Source organism: Streptosporangium sp. NPDC020072 (assembly GCF_040631445.1).
Taxonomy (GTDB): domain Bacteria; phylum Actinomycetota; class Actinomycetes; order Streptosporangiales; family Streptosporangiaceae; genus Streptosporangium.
In genome coordinates this window covers 118,779-139,489 of sequence record NZ_JBEYAB010000001.1, presented here as the reverse complement: position 1 = coordinate 139,489, position 20,711 = coordinate 118,779, and the positions used below count along the sequence as shown (strand labels likewise).

Here is a 20,711-nt window from a genome sequence, read left to right as displayed (position 1 = left end):
GGTTCACGCATCTAGCCCGGTGGTGAAGGCGTTGTGCAGGCCGTCGATGTCGACACCGGACAGGTGCGGCGCCAGCACGTTGATCAGCAGCACGAAACACGCGTCCTGCTCCGGGTACATCCACCACTGGCACCCCGAGGCGCCACCGTGCCCGTACAGCCGCCGTTCGAGCAGCCCGGGAGCCGAGTGGCGCAGGTTCCAGGTGAGGCCCCAGTCCTGCCCGGCGTTGACCGGGTCGGGCTGCAGCTTGACCAGGCCCGTCGTCTGCGGGGTCGTCATGGCGGCCAGGGTGGTCGGGTGGATCAGCCCGCGGTCGCCGCGCAGCAGCGCCCCGCCCAGCGCCAGGAGGTCCTCGGCGCGGGAGAACAGCGCCCCCGCCGGATGGCGGAGCCGTACGAACTTGTCGAAGTCGAAGCCGGGCCCGAGCAGTTCGACACCGTGGACCTCGGCCGCGTCGCACGCCGGGTCGAACGTGATGCGCCCGCCGCCCGGCACCAGCGTGTTCAGATCGGAGTCGATCAGGTCGGCCAGGTCGCGCCCGGTGACGTCGCGGACCATCTCCGCGATGCCGGCGAAGGCCAGGTTGGAGTAGTGGCTGAGCGTGCCCGCCTCGAACATCGACGGTGCGGTGGCGAGGTGTTCCAGCAGGTCGTCGGGTGTGAGCGTCTGCTCGGCGATGCCGCCGGTGTGGGTGAGCAGGTGCCAGAGCGTCACGTCGGGCCGCGCGAAGTTCGGCAGCGCGTCCCGCAGCGGGCGGCGCAGTGACAGCAGCCCGCGTTCGACCTGACGCATGGCGACCAGCCCCGTCAGCGGCTTGGTCACCGAGAACAGCGCGAAGTGGTCCTCGATCCGGGTCGCCCGGCCGTCGTGCTCGCCGAAGGCCTCCAGCACCTGGATCCCGTCGGAGGTGGCGGCGCCGAACACCGCACAGGGCAGCCGCCCCTCCTTGATCTCGCGCCTGACCCAGTCGAGCGCGATGTCGTGAGTGGTCATCCTTTCAGGGAACCTTCCGTGAGGCCGGCCAGGACGCGCTTCTGCGCGGCGACGTACACCGCCACGAGGGGCAGCGTGGTGAGCAGGACGTGGGCGAAGACGAGGTTCCAGTTCAGGCTCTGCAGGGTGCCCGAGGCGAACTGGAACAGGCTCAGCGGCAGCGTGGCGTTCGCGCTGCCCTGGAGCAGGAAGAGGGCGAAGAAGAAGTCGTTCCAGACGTTGATGATCAGGATCACGCCGCCGACGAACAGCACCGGCCGCAGCAGGGGCAGCAGGATGCGGAAGAAGACCTGCGGGCGGGAGGCGCCGTCGATGGAGGCGGCGTGCTCCAGGTCAGGAGGGAACGCGCGGACGAACCCGGTCGCCAGGAAGATCACGACGCCCAGGCGGCAGCCGGTCATGGTCAGCACGTAGCCGAGCGTGCCGCCGTCCAGCGACAGGGCGCGCAGCAGGTAGACGGTCGGGATGATCGACGGCGGCAGCAGGATGGACAGCCCCATCACGAAGTAGGCCGCCTGCAGCCACCGCGACCGGCTGCGTCCGAACGCCCACGCCGCCGCCGCGCCGAGGAGCACCACGGCCACCACGATCGGCACGGTCACCTTGAGGCTGTTGAACAACCCCGTCAGGTAGCCGCCCCGGTCGAGCACGATGCCGTAGTTCTCGGCGACCGCCCACGTCCTGGGCAGTCCGAGGCCCAGTTCGGCGGCCTCACCCGCGGGTTTGAACGAGTTGACGACCACGAGCCAGACGGGTACGAGCACCCACGGGATCGCGAAGAGCGTCAGCGCCGTGTACTTGAGGACCGCCCTCATCCCGTCACCTCCCTACGCCGCAGCCACCACACGAGGGGCACGGCGGTGGCGATCACCAGCAGTGTCACGGTGAAGCCCAGCGCGCTGGCGGAGCCGAAGAAGCCCTGCCCCCACTGCTGGCGCATCACCACGTTCAGGGCCCGGGTGTGGTCGCCGGGCCCGCCGCCGGTGGTGGCGGCGATCACGTCGTAGGCGCTGAGCGCGCCCACCAGCGTGACCGCCACGTTGAAGGTCAGCGCCGGGGCGAGCATCGGGAACACCACCCGCCGGAACCGGGTCCACGGCCCGGCCCCGTCGACGGTCGCCGACTCCAGCAGCGACTTCGGGATGGAGTTGAGGCCCGCGATGTAGACGAGGGTGATCAGCCCGCTCCACTTCCACGCGTCGATGAACGCGACCGTCACCAGCGCGGTCGACGGTTCGCCAAGCCACGCCCACTCGATGCCGAGGAAGGAGTTGATCGCCCCGTCGGGGGCCAGCAGCCCGCGCCAGATGTATCCGGCGGCCAGCGGCGAGATGAGCGTCGGCAGGAAGAAGGCCGAACGGAAGACGGTGTTGACCCCGCTGGTCCGCTGGAGGGCCATGGCCAGCGAGAGGCTGACCGTGTTCTGGATCGCCATGCACATGATCGCGTACAGCACGGTCACGGTGACCGCGTTGGCCAGCAGGTCCTGCTCGATCAGGGTGCGGACGTTCTCCAGCCCGTTCCAGGTGATCTCGGCTCGGAAACTCGTCCAGGAGGAGAACGCGAACCGGACGTTGAGCAGGAACGGGGCGACGAAGAAGACCGTGACCAGCACGATCGCGGGCAGTGCCCACGGCAGCCAGGCCGCCCTGTTCCGCATCACCATCCGGGCAGCCCTGCCGCCTTGGCCGCCTGCTCGACCTGGCCCTGCAGCTGGGTCGCCGCCTTCTGCGGGTCCTTCTGCCCGGCGATCAGCTCGGACATGAGCTGCGCCAGGCCGCCCATGCCGGGGATGTCGGAGTTGAAGGCGATGACCGCGCCGGTGTCGTAGGCCTTCTTGACGTCCTGCAGCACCGACGAGACGCCCTGCGGGTTGGGCACGTCCTTGAAGACGGGGAAGGTCTTGGACGCGGTGATGTACTCGTTGTAGGCCGGGCCGGTCATGAAGCGCACGAAGTCGAGCGAGGCCTTCTCCCGCGCCGCGTCACCGGTCTTGGGCAGATAGAACGTGCCAATCGGGCCGGGCGCGTAGGTCGCGAGCGGCTTCTCGCTCGACAGGCCGACGAAGCCGACGGACTCGTCGACGGTCTTCTGGTCGCCGCCCGCGGCCGCGAGGAGGGCCGGGAGCATGTCGGAGTGCTGGGCGACCATGGCGGCCTTGCCGGTCACGAGGGCCTTCATGGAGTCCTCGAACTTGGCGGTGACGATGTCCTTGTTGAAGCAGCCGTCGGCCTGCAGCTTGGCGTAGGCGGTCAGGCCGGCGACGAAGGGCGAGCCCGGGTCGGCCAGGGTGCTGGTGTGGCCGGAGATGGCCTTGCCGTACGCGTTGGACTGGTTGGCGCTCGCCAGGTAGAGGATGGGCAGGATCTGCACCGGCCAGATGGACCCGCCCGACTCGAAGACCGGGGTGACCCCGGCGGCCTTGAGCTTGGGGCAGGCGGCGGAGAGCTCGGTGAAGTTCGTGGGCGGGGTCAGCCCGGCCGAGGTGAAGACCTTCTTGTTGTAGTAGAGGCCGAAGACCTGGGGGAAGCCGGTGATGGCGGCGTAGACCTTGCCGTTGACGGCTCCGGCGCTCTGGTAGAGGTCACCGGACCTGGCGATGTACGCCTCGCCTGTCAGGTCGCGCAGGTTCTCGGCCGGGTTGAGGGCGAGCAGGCCGCTCGCCGTCGCGTGGTACTCCAGGATGTCCGGGCGCTCGCCGGTGGCCCACTTGGTCTGGGTGGTGTCCTCGAAGCCGTCGGACGGGATCGACACGAGCTCGATCTTGTGGCCGGACTGCTTCTCGAACTTCTTGTACATCTCCAGCAGGGGCGCCGGGTCCGCGCTGTTGTGCCAGAGGGTCAGCTTCACCTGACCGGTCCCCTCCGGGGCGGAGGATCCGCAGCCGGAGAGGGACAGGGCGAGGACGGCGCCGATCGCCGCGCTGAGCATACGGGATGGTGCGTTCACGCCCGTGCTCCTGTTCGTTTGGGAGGTATCGTGTAGAACGTTCTCCATTGGTAGGGCACGAGAGAATCGTCCGTCAAGAGGTAGACCTGAGGATCAATGACGGGCTAGCCTCCCTCCACAAGAAAAGTGTGTAGTTCGTTCTACGAAAACTCTGCGAAGGATGACGCGTGACGAGCCGACGGGTGACGATCGCCGACGTGGCCAGGCGAGCCGGGGTTTCCACGGCCGCCGTGTCCAAGGTGGTACGCGGGGCCTACGGCGTGAGCGCGGAGATGCAGGCCAAGGTGACACAGGCCATCGACGAGCTGGGTTACCGCCCGCACGCCGCGGCCCGTGCCCTGCGTGGGCGCACCTACACCCTCGGTGTCATGCTCTCGGACACCCGTAACCCGTTCTTCCCCGACATCATCGAGGGCGTCACCGGCCGGCTGGGCGACACCGAGTACCAGGTGCTGCTCGGGCCCGGCGGGATCGAGCCCAAGACGCAGGCCAGGATGACCGACGCCATGATCGACCGGAGCATGGGCGGGCTCATCCTGATCTCACCGGTCATGACGGACGCGGAACTCGCCGCCATCGCGACGACCATCCCGGTCGTCGTGGTCGGCAGGCACGGCGGGGCCACGACCTACGACGCGGTCGTCAACGACGACGTGATGGGGGCGGGGCTCGTGGTCGACCACCTGGTCGGGCTCGGGCACACCCGGATCGCGCACATCACCCACCTGGAGCGGGCCCACGCCCAGGGACTGCCGCACACGGTGCGCGCCGAAGGCTACCGCCAGGCGATGCGCGCCCACGGACTCGCCGACGACGTGCTGGCCACCTCCTTCACCGAGGAGGGCGGCTTCGAGGGCGCGCGGGAGTTACTCGCGCGCGACGACCGGCCCACCGCGATCTTCGCCGGGGCCGACATCGCGGCGCTCGGCGTGTTACGCGCCGCCGACGAGGCGGGCCTGTCGGTGCCGGAGGACCTCTCCGTCGCCGGATACGACAACATCGGCATCGCCTCTCTCAAGCGCATCTCACTCACCAGTGTCGACCAGGACGGGCACGTGATCGGGGCCACCGCCGCGCAACTGCTCGTCGAACGCATCGAGGGACGCTCACGATCGGTGACGTCGTCGGTGTCACCCACGCTGATCGTCCGCGGAACCACAGGACCGCCTCGCCCCTGAGAACCGACCGCACGTCGGGGGGACTGTCGCGGATCAAGTGTTGAAACGATTCAATGGAAGGACCCCCCCACGTGAGACGACTCTCCCTCCTCGCCCTTCTCCTCCCACTGGTGGCCGTGCCCGCGCAACCGGCCATCGCCCAGACGTCCGCCGTGACCTGCCCGGTCAGGGTCGACCCCGCCGCGTTCGCCTCAGAGGCCCGCCTGAGCGCCCTGGCCGACAAGCAGGCGACGTTCGGCGCCAGGCCGACCGGATCGCCCGCGCACGCCGACTACGTCGACTGGCTGGAGGAGGAGATGTCGGCCATCCCCGGCATCCAGCTCTCTGCCCTGCCCTACACCATCGACCGCTGGGACAACCTCGGCACCGGCCTGACCGTCGGCGGTACGGCCGTGCAGGTCGCGGCCCCCGTGCCGTTCTCCTCCTCGACCGGATCGGGTGGCGTCTCGGCCCCGCTCGTCCACCTGGCGGCGGGGACGAACATCACCGCGGCCAACGCCGCCGGGAAGATCGTGGTCCGGGACCTGCCGTGGACCAACGTGCCCAACCTGCTGTTCTATCCGCCCACCCTCGGCTACTCCATGTATGACCCGGGCCTCACGATCAACCTGCTCGGCTCGGAGTCGATGGAGGCCCCGGCCGCGGCCGACGCCGACCTCAAGGCCGCCGCGGCGGCGGGCGCGCTGGGCGTGATCGAGATCAGCCAGCTCCCGCACGCGCAGATCAAGGACATGTACGCCCCCTACGAGGGCCTGCCGTACGGCGTGCCGGGCGCGTACGTCGGCGCCGACCAGGGCAAGCAGATCAAGGACGCGCTGGCCGCCGGGCAGCCGGTCCAGGCCTCGCTGACCGTGAACGCCGCCTGGACGCCGACGCCGACCCGCACCCTGCTCGCGACGCTTCCCGGCGGGAACGCCCAGAAGATCGTCGTGGAGAGCCACACCGACGGCATGAGCCCGGTGTGGGACAACGGCCCGCTCACCATGATCGAGATGGCCCGCTACCTGTCGTCGCTGCCGGTGGAGTGCCGCCCGCGCACCGTGCAGTTCGCGTTCGTGACCGGCCACCTCTACCAGCACCTGACCGGCCCCAACGTCCGTGAGGGCGGCGCGGGCCAGCTCGCCGCCCAGCTCGACGCCGAGTACGACCAGGGCAAGGTCTCCTCCGTCGTCGTGCTCGAACACCTCGGCGCCAAGCGCTACGACGCGGTCGCCAGGCCGAACGGCCTGCCGGGCAAGCAGCTCGTCGCCAGCCCCAACCTCACCGAACTGCTGCTGGTCCCCGTCAGCGAGAGCACGCCGCTGCGCGAGCTGGTCAAGGGCCACATCGAGTACTGGGACGTCAGGCGCACCGCGATCCTCAAGGGCCTGTCGGCGGCAGACCTCGGCACGGTGCCGCGCCACTGCAGCTTCGGTGGCGAGGGCACGCCGTACAACCAGCACCTGCTGCCCGTCATCTCGCCCATCGCCGCGCCCAAGACGCTGTTCTCGCCGCAGTTCGGTCCCGAGGCGATCGACCTGCAGGTGATGCGCAAGGCGTCGCTCGCCTTCACCGACGTCGTGCTCGACCTCGGCCCGATGGCCCAGACGGCCGTCGCGGGCGACGTGACCGCCATGCGCCAGCAGCGCGCCTCCGGCACGCCGGGATGCGCGTGAGCGTGGACGACAGGACGCCCGTGCGTCGGCGCACCGCCGCCGGCGCCGGGCGTCCGCCCACCGCCGGTGACGGCGGTACCCGGACAGATCCGACAGACACCACGCACGCGCACGCCGTACGGCTCACGCCGCGACCCCACCTGAGTCCGCGCACATGTCCTCGCCCGTGTCCTGGACGTGACCGGCACCGGGCGTGTTCGTTCCTTGACACCACTCACCGATCGCATTTCCCTCTCCTTGGAGGCGTTCGCGTCTCCGGACAATCCACGAGGTGACCATGGAGAACTTCACCCGTCGGCAGGCCCTGCGGGCAGGGGCGCTCGGCCTCATGTCGGCCGGATTCCTGTCGTGGACCGCCGAGGCCAACGCCGCCTCGACCATCGAGACGATCTACAAGGCGGCGGGTCCGTGGCCGGTCGCCACCGGCACCTCGGGCGGCCACCGGCTCTACTACCCCTCGACCCTGGGCGCAGGCGGCGTCGTCCACCCGATCGTCACCTGGGGCAACGGCTCGTGGGCCACCCCCGACAACTATCCGGGACTGCTCAACCACCTCGCCTCGTGGGGCTTCGCCGTGGTCGCCTCGACCGACACGACCACGGGCACCGGCGCCGAGATCATCGACGCCGCCCAGCACCTCGTCGGCCTCAACACCGACCCCGCCAGCGTCTTCCACGGCAAGCTGGACACCGCCCAGGTCGCCGCCGTCGGCCACTCCCAGGGCGCGGGCGGGTCCATCAACGCGGCCAACAAGTCGGCCGGGCTGATCAAGACCGTCGTGCCGATCGCCGTGCCCGCGCAGTGGATGGCCGGCCCCGGAGACGAGTTCTCCGTCGCCGCCCTGACCTGCCCGGTGCTCTTCCTCAGCGGCGCGGACGACTGGCTGATCTCCTCGGCCGGGACCCTGCAGGGCTACTACGACCAGGCGGGCGCCGGAGCGGGTAAGGCACTGCTCAAGGGCGCGGGACACAACGACATCCAGAACACCGGCGGGGCCTTCCTCGGCTACGTGACCGCCTGGCTGCGCTACCGCCTCCAGGCCGACACCCAGGCCCGCGGGGCGTTCGTCGGCGCCACCGCCGAACTCCCCACCAACACCGCCTGGCAGAACCAGGCCCTCAAGAACCTCACCTAGGAGAACCACCGTGGCGGATCACGCGCGGCGCGGACCCGCTCGCCGGGGCGGCGACCGGACGGCGCCGCGCGTGATCACGCGGACCACCGCCGGGCCGGTCCTCCCCGGTACGCCGCCCTTCGTCTCCGAGGCGCCGGGCGCCGGACACGCCGCGGGCCGTGGCCCACGCGACGCGCACCGGCGCCCCCGGCCGTCCGGGCACATCATGATCTTCAACGCACCCACCGACGACCGGAGGTTGTGACATGCAGTCCTACTCGAACGCGGCGGCGCCGACCCCGCTGCTGGGCGAGACCATCGGCGACAACTTCGAGCGGACCGTACGGCGCTTCGGCGACCGCGAGGCGCTCGTCGATGTGCCCTCCGGTCGCCGCTGGACCTACACCGAGCTCGACGCCGACGTGAACCGGCTGGCCCTCGCGCTCCTGGCCTCCGGGATCGCCAAGGGGGACCGGATCGGCATCTGGGCGCCCAACTGCGCCGAATGGGTGATCGTCCAGTACGCCACCGCGAAGATCGGCGCGATCCTGGTCAACGTCAACCCCGCCTACCGCAGTCACGAGCTCGACTACGTCGTCAGGCAGTCGGGACTACGCCTGCTCGTCAGCGCGCTCACGCACAAGGGCAGCGACTACCGCGCGATGGTCGAGGAGATCGGGTTCACCGACGTCGTCTACCTCGGCGACCCCGGCTGGGACCGGCTGCTGGCGCTGACCGCCCCCGAGGAGCGGCTGCGCGAGCGCATGGCCTCGCTGGGCGCCGACGACGCGATCAACATCCAGTACACCTCCGGCACGACCGGCTTCCCCAAGGGCGCGACGCTCTCGCACCACAACATCCTCAACAACGGGTTCTTCGTCGGCGAGCTCCTCCACTACGACGAGCACGACAGGGTGTGCCTGCCGGTGCCCTTCTACCACTGCTTCGGCATGGTGATGGGCAACCTCGGCGCCACCTCCCACGGCGCGTGCGTGGTCATCCCCGCGCCCGGCTTCGACCCCGAGGCGACGCTGCGGGCCGTACAGCAGGAACGATGCACCTCCCTGTACGGCGTGCCGACGATGTTCATCGCCGAACTCGCCCTCGCGGGGCGGTACGACCTGTCCAGCCTGCGCACCGGCATCATGGCGGGCTCGCCCTGCCCCGTCGAGGTGATGAAGCGCGTCGTCACCGAGATGAACATGGCCGAGGTCGCCATCTGCTACGGCATGACCGAGACCTCGCCCGTCTCGACCATGACCAGGTTCGACGACAGCCTGGAGCGCCGCACCGAGACCGTCGGACAGGTGATGCCGCACGTCGAAGTCAAGATCACAAGCCCGGAGAGCGGGCTGACCGTGCCGCGCGGCGAGCCGGGTGAGCTGTGCACGCGCGGCTACTCGGTGATGCTCGGCTACTGGAACGAGCCGGAGCGTACGGCCGAGGTCATCGACGACGCCCGCTGGATGCACACCGGTGACCTGGCCACCATGGACGCCGACGGCTACGTCAACGTGGTCGGCCGGATCAAGGACATGGTCATCAGGGGCGGCGAGAACGTCTACCCGCGCGAGATCGAGGAGTTCCTCTACCGCCATCCCGACATCGCCGACGTGCAGGTGATCGGCGTGCCCGACGAGAAGTACGGCGAGGAGCTCATGGCCTGGATCGTCATCCGCGAGGGCGGCACCCCCCTGACCGCCGAGGCCGTCAGGGAGTTCTGCGCGGGCAAACTCGCCCACTACAAGATCCCGCGCTACGTCCACGTCGTCGACGCGTTCCCGATGACGGTCACCGGCAAGATCCGAAAGGTCGAGATGCGTGAGGAGGGGGTGCGCCTGCTCGGGCTCGACCGGTGAACCGGTCATGAGGCCCGCGGTCACCACTCGTCTCGGGTGGTGACCACGGGCGCCCTGCCCGCGTGGCGCCGTTGGAGCGGGGACGGAGTCAGGCCCGCGTCGAGGCCCGCTCCACGAGTTCGGGCCGGAAGACGACCTGCCTGGGCTCCTCCGCTCCCTGGCCCGACGCCTCCTGGAGCAGCAGGTCGACCGCCGTCCGGCCGAGCAGGGCCGCCGGCTGCCTGATCGAGGAGAACGGCACGATCGCCGTGGCGGCGAAGTCGATGTCGTCGTACCCGATCAGCGCCATGTCCTCGGGAACCCGGAGCCTTCCCCGCAGCATGAGCGCCTGCAGCAGTCCCATCGCGAGCAGGTCGTTGGCGGCGAACACCGCGTCGGGGCGCTCGGCGGGGGAGCGCTCCTGCAGGGCCTCGCCGACGGCACAGCCCTCCGGCACGGTCAGGCTCCCGGTCGGGACCACCTCGATCGCGGCGCCCGCGACCTCGGCGACGGCGCGGCGGGCGCCCTCAAGACGGTCGGAGACCTGCCGGATGCCCAGCGGCCCGCCCACGAAGGCGATCCTGCGGCGGCCCCGCCCAAGCAGGTGCCGTGCGGCGAGGAACCCGCCTGCGACGTCGTCGACCGCCACCGAGGAGAAGCTGCGAGGGGGAGCCTGCCTGTCGACGAGCACGACCGGGGTGCCGCCGCGGCGCAACCGTTCGAGCCTGGCGAGATCCTCGTTGAGCGGCGTGATCAGCAGGCCGTGAACCCGCTGCTCCTCGAAGAGATCGAGATACGCCGCCTCGCGGGTGCCGTTCGCGCCGCTGTTGCCGAGCAGCACGGTCAGGCTCTCCGCGGCGGCCCGATCCTCGGCGCCGCGCGCGACCTCGGTGAAGAAGGGGTTGCGCACGTCGAGCACGACCAGGCCGATCGAACGGCTCCTCCCGGCCCGTAACTGCCGGGCCGCGTCGTTGCGGACGAAGCCCAGTTCCTCGATCGCGGAGAGCACGCGTTCGACGGTCGCCGGGGCGACCTTGTCCGGATGGTTCAGGACATTGGAGACGGTGCCCACCGAGACCGACGCCGCGGCTGCGACGTCGCGGACGCTCACCGTCATGGGTTCTCCCTCGCTGCGCCGGTCCGGCCCCGGATCGCCGGGACTCTTCGAGAAGATAGCGCGCCTCGGCCGACGTGACTTGCCCGCGCCGGGTCGTTGTAACTACAGTTTGAAACGTTTCAATTCTACCCTTCACGCTCTCGGCCAAGCCCCGCCACCGCGAAACCCGTTCGACGGCGGCATCCGACCGGCAGAAAGAGACGACCGTGACCACGCTCTCCCCCGACATCCTGGCCGAGCTCGAACGGCAGGCCATCGAGTTGCCGAGCTGGGCGTTCGGCAACTCGGGCACCCGCTTCAAGGTCTTCTCGACGCCGGGCACGCCGCGCGACCCGTACGAGAAGATCGCCGACGCCGCACAGGTGCACGCGTACACGGCCCTCGCGCCGACCGTGGCCCTGCACATCCCGTGGGACAGGGTCGACTCCTACGACGACCTGCGCCGGCACGCCGAAGGGCTCGGCGTCGCCCTCGGCACGATCAACTCGAACACCTTCCAGGACGACGACTACAGGTTCGGCGCCCTCACCCACGAGGACCCGAGGATCCGGCGCAAGGCGATCGACCACCACTTCGAGTGCATCGACGTCATGCACGCCACCGGCAGCCGCGACCTGAAGATCTGGCTCGCCGAGGGCTCGAACTACCCGGGCCAGGCCGACCTGCGCGGCCGCCAGGACCGCCTGCACGAGTCACTGAGGACGATCTACGACCGGCTCGGCGACGGGCAGCGCCTCGTGCTTGAGTACAAGTTCTTCGAGCCGGCGTTCTACCACACCGACGTGCCCGACTGGGGAACGAGCTACGTCCAGGTCGCCGCGCTCGGCGACAGGGCCGTGGTCTGCCTCGACACCGGCCACCACGCGCCCGGCACCAACATCGAGTTCATCGTCATGCAGCTGCTGCGCCTCGGCAAACTCGGCTCCTTCGACTTCAACTCGCGCTTCTACGCCGACGACGACCTCATCGTCGGCGCGGCCGACCCGTTCCAGCTGTTCCGCATCCTCTTCGAGGTCATCCGCGGCGGCGGCCTCAACCACCCCGACGTCGCGTTCATGCTCGACCAGTGCCACAACGTCGAGGACAAGATCCCCGGCCAGATCCGCTCGGTGCTCAACGTGCAGGAGATGACCGCGCGCGCCCTGCTGGTCGACCGTGCGGCCCTGGCCGCCGCCCAGCGCGGCGGCGACGTGCTGGAGGCCAACCACGTCCTCATGGACGCCTTCCACACCGACGTGCGCCCGGCCCTCGCGGAGTGGCGCGAGTCGCGGGGCCTGCCCGCCGACCCGATGAGGGCCTTCGCCGCGTCGGGCTACCTCGCCAGGACCGCCGAGGAACGCGTCGGCGGCACACAGGCGGGCTGGGGCGCGTGAACCCGTACGGCCCTGTGACCACCATCCGCCACACCGAAGGACTCCACTCATGACGAACCAGGCAGCCGCCGACCTCATCGCGCGGTCGAACCGCCTCGGCGCCGACCCGAAGAACACGAACTACGCAGGAGGCAACACCTCGGCGAAGGGCACCGAGACCGACCCGGTCACGGGCGAGCCCGTCGAACTGCTCTGGGTGAAGGGCTCAGGAGGTGACCTCGGCACCCTCACCGAGGCCGGACTCGCGGTGCTGCGCCTCGACCGGCTCCGCGACCTCGTGAAGGTGTACCCCGGCGTCGAACGCGAGGACGAGATGGTCGCCGCGTTCGACCACTGCCTGTTCGGCCTTGGCGGGCCGTACGGCGGAGCCGGCGCCGCGCCGTCGATCGACACGGCCATGCACGGCCTCGTCGACGCCGCGCACGTCGACCACCTGCACCCGGACTCGGGCATCGCCGTCGCGACCTCCGCCGCGGGCGAGGAGCTCACGAAGAGGATCTTCGGGGACCGGGTCGTGTGGGTACCGTGGCGCCGCCCGGGCTTCCAGCTCGGCCTCGACATCGCGGAGATCAAGGCGAAGAACCCGCAGGCGGTCGGCTGTGTCCTCGGCGGCCACGGCATCACCGCGTGGGGCGAGACCTCCGAGGAGAGCGAGCGGAACTCGCTCTGGATCATCGACACCGCCGCGGCGTACATCGCCGAGCACGGCAGACCGGAACCGTTCGGCGCGGTCGTACCGGGCTACGAGCCGCTGCCCGAGGCCGAACGGCGCGCGAAGGCCGCCGCGCTCGCGCCGACGATCCGCGGCCTCGCGTCGCACGACAGGCCGCAGCTCGGCCACTTCACCGACGGTGAGGCGGTGCTCGACTTCCTCTCCCGAGAGAAGCTGCGGCCGCTCGCGGAGCTCGGCACGAGCTGCCCCGACCACTTCCTGCGCACGAAGGTGAAGCCACTCGTGCTCGACCTTCCGGCGTCGGCGAGCGTCGAGGAGAGCATCACGCGCCTCAGGGAACTGCACGAGCGCTACCGCGCCGACTACCAGGCGTACTACGACGCCTACGCGACCGAGGACTCTCCCGCGATCCGCGGCGCCGACCCGGCGATCGTGCTCGTGCCCGGCGTCGGCATGTTCTCCTTCGGCAAGGACAAGCAGACCGCGCGCGTGGCCGGGGAGTTCTACGTCAACGCGATCAACGTGATGCGCGGCGCCGAGGCGCTGTCGACCTACGCCCCCATCTCCGACGAGGAGAAGTTCCGCATCGAGTACTGGGCGCTTGAGGAGGCCAAGCTGCGGCGGATGCCGAAGCCCAGGACGCACGCCACGCGCGTCGCGCTCGTCACCGGCGCGGCCTCCGGCATCGGCAAGGCCGTCGCCACCCGGCTCGCGGCCGAGGGCGCCTGCGTCGTCGTCGCCGACCTCGACCTGGAGAAGGCGCGGGCGGTCGCGGCCGAACTCGGCGGCACGGACGTCGCGATCGGCGTGTCGGCGAACGTGACGGACGCCGCCCAGGTGAAGGCCGCGATCGACGAGGCGGTGCTCGCCTTCGGCGGCCTCGACCTCGTGGTGAACAACGCAGGTCTCTCGCTCTCGAAGCCGCTCCTTGAGACGACCGAGGCCGACTGGGACCTGCAGCACGACGTCATGGCCAAGGGCTCGTTCCTCGTGTCGAAGGCCGCCGCGCGGGTGCTCATCGAGCAGGGACTCGGCGGTGACATCGTCTACATCTCCTCGAAGAACTCGGTGTTCGCCGGCCCGAACAACATCGCCTACTCGGCGGCGAAGGCCGACCAGGCCCACCAGGTGCGTCTGCTCGCGGTCGAACTGGGGGAGTACGGCGTCAGGGTCAACGGCGTCAACCCGGACGGCGTCGTGCGCGGCTCGGGCATCTTCGCCTCAGGCTGGGGCGCCAACCGGGCGAAGACCTACGGCATCCCCGAGGAGGACCTGGGCAGGTTCTACGCCCAGCGCACGATCCTGAAACGCGAGGTGCTGCCGGAACACGTCGCGAACGCGGTGTTCGTGCTCACCGGCCCCGAACTCGGCCACACCACCGGCCTGCACATCCCGGTCGACGCGGGGGTCGCCACCGCGTTCCTGCGATGACCGCCGGGTCGGTCGCCGCGGTCGACCTCGGGGCCACCAGCGGCCGGGTCGTCGTCGGGCACGTCGACCAGGCGGCGGGCGCGCTCGGACTCGACCACGTCGCGAGGTTCCCGAACGGGCCCGTGCGCCTGGCGTCGGGCCTGCACTGGAACCTCACCGGCCTGTACCGCGACCTCACACACGGGCTCGCGGACGCCTTCCGCCGCGAGCCCGGCGTCACGTCGATCGGCGTGGACTCCTGGGCCGTCGACTACGCGCTGCTGCGCGGCGACCGCGTCCTCGGCGAGCCGTTCCACTACCGCGACGAACGCAACGAGGCCGCGGTCGAGGCGGTGCATGCGCAGGTGCCGTTCGAGGAGCTCTACCGCCGCAACGGCCTGCAGTTCCTGCCCTTCAACACCGTGTACCAGCTCGCGGCCGAACGGGCCGGCGGATGCCTCGGCCTCGCCGACTCGCTCCTGCTCATCCCCGACCTCGTCGGCTTCCAGCTCACGGGCGAGAAGGCCGCCGAGCGCACCAACGCCTCGACGACCGGACTGCTGGAGGTCAGGACGGGCGAGTGGGACCGCGAACTCGCCGACCGGCTCGGGCTCGACGCGTCCGTACTGCCCCGCCTCGTCTCGCCGGGCGCCTCGCTCGGCGGCCTGCGGCCCGAGGTCGCCGCGGAACTCGGCGCTCCCGCCGGGACGCGGGTCGTGGCCGTCGGCTCGCACGACACGGCCTCGGCGGTCGTCGCCGTGCCGATGCGCCCTGAGGCCGCGGCCTACATCTCCTGCGGCACCTGGGGCCTCGTCGGCGTCGAACTCGAACGGCCGGTGACCACGGACGCCGCGCGCGAGGCGAACTTCACGAACGAGGGCGGCGTCGACGGCCGGGTGCGCTTCCTGCACAACGTCATGGGGCTCTGGCTGCTGTCGGAGTCGGTGCGCTGGTGGGAACGCGACGGGTCGCCGATCGACCTGCCCGGGCTTCTCGCGCAGGCGGCCGCGGTCACGACCGCGGTGCCCGTGTTCGACGCGAACGACCCGCGCTTCCTCGCCCCGGGCGACCTGCCGGGGCGCATCGCGCGGTGGTGCGCGGAACACGGGGTCGCCGCGCCGAGAAGCCGTGCGGAGTTCGCCCGCTCGATCGTCGAAAGCCTGGCCGAGGCGTTCGCGAACGCCGTGCGCACGGCGTCGGCCCTCTCGGGCGTCGGCGTCGAGACGATCCACGTCGTGGGCGGCGGCGCGCTCAACACGCTGCTCTGCCAACGTACGGCCGACCGCTCGGGCCTGCCGGTGCTGGCGGGCCCCGTGGAGGCCACGGCCATCGGCAACGTCCTGATCCAGGCTCGCTCCGCGGGCTTCGCCAACGGCGACCTGGAAACCCTCCGCGCCCTCGTCGCCCACGCCTTCACCCCGACCCGCCACGACCCGGCCGGTTGAACGGCGTGTACCGGTTCGAACTCCATGCGGGGGAGGGGTGACCTGTCCGTGAAGGGCGCACCGGATCGCGTACGGCCAGACTTGGCGGTGTCCGGCGTGTCCTGGCTCCCCGGCCTCCGGCCATCGACGAGAAGACTTTGGTGACTGTTCGTCGGCGGACACGCGGTGGGGCCGGTTCCCGGTGACGGAGACCCTGTGGTTCCCGTCGGAGATCGCGCTCGGCACCGCCCTGGACGACCCCGCTTCTCCGCGATACCTCCAGGACCGCCGAACGCCTGATGGGGAAACACTCCGCGACCGGCAGTGTGCGCGGTGGCGTACGGCGGCGGGCCTGCCGGTCGATGACCACCGTTGCCGTCGGCAAGGTCGCTCCACGTCACCTTTACTTGGACGGGTCACTTTATCGTGGCCTGCTGCCCCCGGACCATTGTCCACAACATCGGTCGCGGTTTAATCTGGGCGGATTCGGCCACCACCAGACATGCGTGAGGCGGCTTCATGGCGAAGAGGAAGCGTGGCGGTCCATCGCAGACACGAAAGGTTACTCGCCCGGAGCCTCCGGAGGCCGACGCATCAAATCCGACAGCTACCCCCGCCGGTGCCTCGTCAAATAAGAGAAGGCTGACGGTTGCCAACGTCACCGGAGTCGTATCGGCACTGGCGGCCGTCATCGGCCTTCCAATATCGGTCTGGGCCATTGTGGCGGACAGGGATGATCCGTCCGGCAGGACCACAACTTCCAGAACCGCTCCGCCTGGATCTGTGACACCAGATTCAAGTGTAACAACCGAACGGCTCCCACCGATCGCCGACGGTGTCTACCACATAAGGACCACGGGGCGGTACTGGCTGATCCTTGGGGCGAACTTCGCTTTCACTCGATTAGTCGAGGGGAAGGACAGGTTGTCTGACTACTCGGCGGCCTGGAGCGTTACCGAGAATCCCGAACGGGAAAACGAGGCCAGTATCAGATACGTCTCCGGACCCCCGTTCGATGATTATGGATATGACTCGAAAGATGATGTCAATAAACTCAGCTGGAATGTCAAGGACGATGAGGGTGACCCGATTCTCTCGTACAGCGAAGGGCGGGATTGGAATATCGTTCCCCTGCCGGACGGGTCGGGATACTGGATCACTCCCTCCTATGGGGGCGAATTCTGCCTGACAAGCAAGGGGCAGGCCAGGGAGCTGGTTCTGGCCCGGTGTCAGATGTCGAGCAAGTTGCAGCAATGGCACTTCGTGCCTGTCGGAGAGGCGACCGCTCACGAATAGACTGTTCGCCCGGCCTCCGAGCCCTCCGCGGCCGGTCATGGCGCCGGACCCCTTTGACCCCGGGACCAACAGGAGCGCCGCTGCCAGGCACTCCCGGGGAGCCCTGCCGGACGGCGTCGGTGCGGACCCCGCCTGCGCCGGGGGCGGGCGGGTAGCCGTAATCGCTCGTCGCGGTGCGGGGGAAAGACCCGTCCCCCGTAGATGAGGGTTTTCGACCGAACGCAGTGGAGCGATCGATCCCGATCAACCGCACAAGGGTCGTCGCCGCCGGGTGCGGCGCTCACGAGACGGTCCACGACCAACGTGTGGGCGGTCGAAACCATCCGCGAGATCCGGGACCGCGCGCCGTACCGCCGCGGTGCCCTCCCGGAAGGTCCCGTCCGTGGGCCGCGGACGGGAGCCTCTTCCCTTGCTCCGATTCCTGCTGGAAGGTACAGACATGCGATGGTTTCTCGCCATGGTCGTCTGTATGGCGGCGGCCATCGGCGTGTCGACCGCGGCCATCCGGGCCGGTTCACCCACCGATACGGCTCCCGTCCCTCTGTCCCGCGCGGCCCCCGTCACACAGCCGCCGACAAAGGCCGCGGCGACGTCGCCGCGCGTCAACTGCAAGATCACCAAGTGCATCGCGCTGACCTTCGACGACGGACCTTCCATGTACACCGAGCGACTGCTGGACATCCTGGAGGCGCAGCGGGTCAAGGCCACCTTCTTCGTCGTGGGCTACAACGCCGCCGCCCGGCCCCGCATCCTGCGCCACATCCACCGGGCCGGACACGAGATCGGCACGCACACCCAGAACCACCTCTCCCTGACCCGGCTGTCCTCCGCCGGGATCAGGCGGGAACTGCTCGGCCCCATCCGCCACATCAAGGCGGCAGGCGCCGAGGTACGGCTGTTCCGGCCGCCGTACGGCGCGACCAACAGCCGGGTGCGGCGCATCGCCAGAGGACTCGGCCTGACCCAGGTGTTGTGGACGGTGGATCCACAGGACTGGCTCCACCGCAACAGCGCCACCGTCACCCGGCGCATCCTGTCGGCGACCAGACGCAACTCGATCATCCTGTCCCACGACATCCACAGGACGACCGTCGCGGCCATGCCGAAGATCATCAGGACCCTGAAGGCCCGGGGCTACACCTTCGTCACAGTCTCGGACCTGCTCGACCGATGACAGGACCCTGAACCGGCGTTGTCGATTCCTCGGCGACCGTCAGGTGAGACTGTCGGCGCGTCCTGTTCCGGGGCCTTCCGCAACTCGCCCTCGTCGTCCACCCCACCGGGCGCACAACGGGCACGTCTGCGAGGCGCAGTCGGTTTTACCGGGCCGTGCACCGGGTTCGTGAACACGACCGTGTCCCGGTCCGCCCGCACCCAACACCACCGCCACACTCCTGAATGTGATCTTGCGTCAGCGGTCTACGTCATGGGTAAATCATTAAATGCCGGATGTGTCCGATGGAAATTCCGCTGACGTCACCCAGGACTTCCGAGCTCCTCGCTCTCCGGATGGCACCGAGGGTCTCATGGAACGGCTCTCGGCACTGGAAAAGAAAACAGCGGCGGAGAACAAGCCGTGGTGGCGGGAGACGTCCAACATCGTCGCGATCATCTCGTTGGCGCTTGCCGTCGCATCTGTGGTCGTGGGGCGGATCGACCTGTCCACGTCGGGCGACCAGGCACGGATGGAGAAGCTGGATGGCGTGGTCCAGAAACTGACCGCTATCGAGCGCGAGTACATGGAGCTGATGCGAAACTCCCAACAGGACAGGAAGGCGTACCCGCCTGATTATGTCAACAACATCAGCAGCAATCTGAACACGGATCGCGTCATACTGGCCCGCCAGGCCGCCAACCTCGTCGAGCAGGTCCCCCACCTGGCCACCTCGGCCGAGGTCTACGTGGTGGCCACACAACTCGCCGAATCGGGCGAGACGGACCGTGCTCTGGAGATATCCGTCAGGGCGGAGGAGATAGCCAAGAATTACCTGGAATACACCGCCACGGTTAGACTCCGCGCCCAGATCTACTTCACGATGGGGAAAATCGCCCAGGGCCGCACCCAGATGCAGCGGGCTGAGAACACGTTCACCGATCGGAAGGATTTCGCCCAGGCCACCACCCAGGCCCAGAAGGACTCGATAATCATCGACACCGAGCTCCGTTGGGCGCCTCTGGAATCGTCCGACTGCCAAGCCGCGTGGTCGCATGTCACGAAAGCCGCGGCCCTTCTCGACAGGGCGCAGATCGCAGGACCCGACAAGATAATCATGGAACAGAGAAGTGACGACCTTCGCCAAAGTACGCAGAAGCGGTGCCCGGCGGTCCTCGGGGTCCAGGTGAACGACGCGGTCGGGGCCGATGGTTCCGCGGGGGGCGTGCTCATCGTGAACGTGACGGCGGGCGGTCCCGCCGGCAGGGCGGGAATCAGGGCCGGAGACATCGTTGTGAGTGTGAACGGCGAGCAAACGCCGAAAGCCTCGGCCCTTCAGCAGGTGATGGCCAATCTCAAGCCAGGCGATTCGTGCCAGGTGGAGGTCATCACGCAGGGCAGCACGAGGACCATGATCGTGATACTGGGCCAACGCCCCACGTCCTGATCGCCTGCCCCGGGCGAAGGGCGTCACCTCCGGGCCGCATGAGTGCCCGGGGCGGGCGACGATCCAGGTGAGACACGGGGAATCCACGTAGGGGGCGCACCCCGGAACATTCCGCGTGCGGTCCACGACCGATGTCATCCAGTCACCGGTCGTACACATGGGAAAGGCCAGGTCAGAGTGCAGATGACCTGGTCCTGATCGCGCGCCCTGCAGGATTCGAACCTGCGACCGTCGGATTAGAAGTCAAGAGCGCAGCGACAGGGGATTGTGCCGCTCACCTGCGAGAACTCTCCTGGAGAGCGCCCGTGGACCTGGATTTGCGCACGTATTTGGCACGGCGAAGCTCTGGGCACTTCCTAGGTACGTGCATCCCCGGCTGTCGCGCAAGGTGTTCCCCGCTGTGGCAAGGGGGCTGCATGAGGCGCTTGCTGCCCTCGAAGGGCGCATAAGGTCGCTCTCCGTGTCTGAACGGCATGGATCTGGTTGGTCGGCCTCTCTGGGGTACGGGGTCGTCTAGCTCTTCATGTGCTGACTCTGCCGCAGAAATAGCAGAATCAGCAGAATCGACCGTGGCGGGATGTTCTCGCAGGTCACAGGCAGTGGCTCCACCGCTTGATCGTCTCCTGCAGAATCCCGCAGATTCCCGCAGAATAGCTAGATGCCTCCTGGTCAGGTTCCTGCGGGGGTAGGGCCGGGTTAATTCTGCAGGATTCTGCGGGATTCTGCAGGAGACGATCTACGCCTAGCGAGACGGTCGCTGAACTGCGAAAACACCCTGCCATGGCTGATTCTGCTGATTCTGCTATTTCTGCGGCGGCTCCTGCAGGGCCAGGGGGCGACGCGCTCAGGCGTACTGTCCGGTCAGTGATAAGCGGCGATAGCGGCGAAGTACAGGCCGAGACCGGTGGCGCCCGCGCCGGCACCTGCGAGGATCGCGTTCGCGATGCCGACACCGGCCCGGCGCGCGACCAAGGCTCCCGCGATCGCGATGTTGAGGGCGATGGAGAGGGCCAGCAGCAAGGACATGATCTCTATCAGGCTCATCGGGATGACTCCGAGGGACGTCGCGTTGGTCGACTCCTAATATCGGG

At 69.0% G+C, this 20,711-nt stretch carries 17 protein-coding genes; 11 read left to right on the top strand and 6 right to left on the bottom strand.

Annotation, left to right across the window (positions count from 1 at the left end):
* Window positions 1-3: 3 nt before the first annotated feature.
* Genes ABZ470_RS00650 through ABZ470_RS00635 form a run of 4 tightly spaced genes read right to left on the bottom strand, consistent with a single transcriptional unit; the run spans window position 4 to window position 3,942 of the window.
* Complete coding sequence (locus tag ABZ470_RS00650) at window positions 4-993, bottom strand: serine hydrolase domain-containing protein (protein WP_362909068.1); 990 nt, start codon at window positions 991-993, stop codon at window positions 4-6.
* Window positions 990-1,808, bottom strand: coding sequence for a carbohydrate ABC transporter permease (locus ABZ470_RS00645; protein ID WP_352010622.1), 819 nt, complete (start codon window positions 1,806-1,808; stop codon window positions 990-992). The genes ABZ470_RS00650 and ABZ470_RS00645 overlap by 4 nt, the downstream gene beginning before the upstream one ends.
* Window positions 1,805-2,659: a sugar ABC transporter permease gene (locus tag ABZ470_RS00640; RefSeq protein ID WP_362773502.1), complete on the bottom strand. Its 855-nt coding sequence runs from the start codon at window positions 2,657-2,659 to the stop codon at window positions 1,805-1,807. The genes ABZ470_RS00645 and ABZ470_RS00640 overlap by 4 nt, the downstream gene beginning before the upstream one ends.
* A complete protein-coding gene (locus ABZ470_RS00635) occupies window positions 2,653-3,942 on the bottom strand; it encodes an ABC transporter substrate-binding protein (protein ID WP_352010624.1) in 1,290 nt (429 codons plus the stop codon). The genes ABZ470_RS00640 and ABZ470_RS00635 overlap by 7 nt, the downstream gene beginning before the upstream one ends.
* Window positions 3,943-4,109: 167 nt before the next feature.
* On the opposite strand from ABZ470_RS00635, the gene ABZ470_RS00630 reads away from it, so the two are divergent.
* The 5 genes from ABZ470_RS00630 to ABZ470_RS00610 all read left to right on the top strand — a co-directional run bounded on the left by ABZ470_RS00630 (window position 4,110) and on the right by ABZ470_RS00610 (window position 9,748).
* Window positions 4,110-5,120 (top strand): LacI family DNA-binding transcriptional regulator, encoded by a 1,011-nt coding sequence (locus ABZ470_RS00630; RefSeq protein WP_362909066.1) that lies wholly within the window; start codon window positions 4,110-4,112, stop codon window positions 5,118-5,120.
* Between the two features lie 71 nt (window positions 5,121-5,191).
* Window positions 5,192-6,775, top strand: coding sequence for a hypothetical protein (locus ABZ470_RS00625; RefSeq protein WP_362909064.1), 1,584 nt, complete (start codon window positions 5,192-5,194; stop codon window positions 6,773-6,775).
* A 277-nt stretch (window positions 6,776-7,052) separates the two neighbouring features.
* Window positions 7,053-7,910 carry an alpha/beta hydrolase gene (locus ABZ470_RS00620; protein WP_352010738.1) on the top strand — a complete coding sequence of 286 codons (858 nt, stop codon included), beginning with the start codon at window positions 7,053-7,055 and terminating at the stop codon, window positions 7,908-7,910.
* Between the two features lie 70 nt (window positions 7,911-7,980).
* The gene (locus ABZ470_RS00615; RefSeq protein WP_362909062.1) at window positions 7,981-8,154 is read left to right on the top strand and encodes a hypothetical protein; all 174 of its coding nucleotides are present in this window, start codon (window positions 7,981-7,983) and stop codon (window positions 8,152-8,154) included.
* Window position 8,155: 1 nt separating this feature from the next.
* Complete coding sequence (locus ABZ470_RS00610; protein WP_362909060.1) at window positions 8,156-9,748, top strand: AMP-binding protein; 1,593 nt, start codon at window positions 8,156-8,158, stop codon at window positions 9,746-9,748.
* 88 nt (window positions 9,749-9,836) lie between these two features.
* Here the strand turns inward: ABZ470_RS00610 and ABZ470_RS00605 are convergent, their stop codons facing one another.
* Window positions 9,837-10,844: a LacI family DNA-binding transcriptional regulator gene (locus tag ABZ470_RS00605; RefSeq protein ID WP_362909059.1), complete on the bottom strand. Its 1,008-nt coding sequence runs from the start codon at window positions 10,842-10,844 to the stop codon at window positions 9,837-9,839.
* Window positions 10,845-11,050: 206 nt separating this feature from the next.
* Between ABZ470_RS00605 and rhaI the strand changes: the two genes are divergently transcribed.
* The 6 genes from rhaI to ABZ470_RS00575 all read left to right on the top strand — a co-directional run bounded on the left by rhaI (window position 11,051) and on the right by ABZ470_RS00575 (window position 19,620).
* Entirely contained in the window at window positions 11,051-12,217 is a 1,167-nt protein-coding gene (rhaI, locus tag ABZ470_RS00600; RefSeq protein ID WP_362909057.1) for an L-rhamnose isomerase, read from the top strand.
* Window positions 12,218-12,266: 49 nt separating this feature from the next.
* Entirely contained in the window at window positions 12,267-14,321 is a 2,055-nt protein-coding gene (locus ABZ470_RS00595; RefSeq protein ID WP_352010631.1) for a bifunctional aldolase/short-chain dehydrogenase, read from the top strand.
* Entirely contained in the window at window positions 14,318-15,745 is a 1,428-nt protein-coding gene (locus tag ABZ470_RS00590; protein ID WP_362909054.1) for a rhamnulokinase family protein, read from the top strand. Before ABZ470_RS00595 ends, ABZ470_RS00590 begins: the two co-directional genes overlap by 4 nt.
* A gap of 498 nt (window positions 15,746-16,243) precedes the next feature.
* Complete coding sequence (locus ABZ470_RS00585) at window positions 16,244-17,020, top strand: hypothetical protein (protein ID WP_362909052.1); 777 nt, start codon at window positions 16,244-16,246, stop codon at window positions 17,018-17,020.
* Window positions 17,021-17,459: 439 nt separating this feature from the next.
* The gene (locus ABZ470_RS00580) at window positions 17,460-18,194 is read left to right on the top strand and encodes a polysaccharide deacetylase family protein (protein ID WP_362909050.1); all 735 of its coding nucleotides are present in this window, start codon (window positions 17,460-17,462) and stop codon (window positions 18,192-18,194) included.
* A gap of 352 nt (window positions 18,195-18,546) precedes the next feature.
* Window positions 18,547-19,620: a PDZ domain-containing protein gene (locus tag ABZ470_RS00575; protein WP_362909048.1), complete on the top strand. Its 1,074-nt coding sequence runs from the start codon at window positions 18,547-18,549 to the stop codon at window positions 19,618-19,620.
* Window positions 19,621-20,481: 861 nt separating this feature from the next.
* Here ABZ470_RS00575 and ABZ470_RS00570 read toward each other — a convergent pair.
* Window positions 20,482-20,664, bottom strand: a complete 183-nt coding sequence (locus ABZ470_RS00570) for a hypothetical protein (protein WP_362909046.1) — start codon at window positions 20,662-20,664, stop codon at window positions 20,482-20,484.
* Window positions 20,665-20,711 lie beyond the last annotated feature (47 nt).

What these genes read in the sequence shown, in the direction of transcription:
- ABZ470_RS00650 (WP_362909068.1), bottom strand. Translation starts at nt 993, where the DNA reads ATGACCACTCACGACATCGCGCTCGACTGGGTCAGGCGCGAGATCAAG.
- ABZ470_RS00645 (WP_352010622.1), bottom strand. Translation starts at nt 1,808, where the DNA reads ATGAGGGCGGTCCTCAAGTACACGGCGCTGACGCTCTTCGCGATCCCG.
- ABZ470_RS00640 (WP_362773502.1), bottom strand. Translation starts at nt 2,659, where the DNA reads ATGGTGATGCGGAACAGGGCGGCCTGGCTGCCGTGGGCACTGCCCGCG.
- ABZ470_RS00620 (WP_352010738.1), top strand. Translation starts at nt 7,053, where the DNA reads ATGGAGAACTTCACCCGTCGGCAGGCCCTGCGGGCAGGGGCGCTCGGC.
- ABZ470_RS00610 (WP_362909060.1), top strand. Translation starts at nt 8,156, where the DNA reads ATGCAGTCCTACTCGAACGCGGCGGCGCCGACCCCGCTGCTGGGCGAG.
- ABZ470_RS00605 (WP_362909059.1), bottom strand. Translation starts at nt 10,844, where the DNA reads ATGACGGTGAGCGTCCGCGACGTCGCAGCCGCGGCGTCGGTCTCGGTG.
- ABZ470_RS00595 (WP_352010631.1), top strand. Translation starts at nt 12,267, where the DNA reads ATGACGAACCAGGCAGCCGCCGACCTCATCGCGCGGTCGAACCGCCTC.
- ABZ470_RS00590 (WP_362909054.1), top strand. Translation starts at nt 14,318, where the DNA reads ATGACCGCCGGGTCGGTCGCCGCGGTCGACCTCGGGGCCACCAGCGGC.
- ABZ470_RS00585 (WP_362909052.1), top strand. Translation starts at nt 16,244, where the DNA reads ATGGCGAAGAGGAAGCGTGGCGGTCCATCGCAGACACGAAAGGTTACT.
- ABZ470_RS00580 (WP_362909050.1), top strand. Translation starts at nt 17,460, where the DNA reads ATGCGATGGTTTCTCGCCATGGTCGTCTGTATGGCGGCGGCCATCGGC.
- ABZ470_RS00575 (WP_362909048.1), top strand. Translation starts at nt 18,547, where the DNA reads ATGGAACGGCTCTCGGCACTGGAAAAGAAAACAGCGGCGGAGAACAAG.
- ABZ470_RS00570 (WP_362909046.1), bottom strand. Translation starts at nt 20,664, where the DNA reads ATGAGCCTGATAGAGATCATGTCCTTGCTGCTGGCCCTCTCCATCGCC.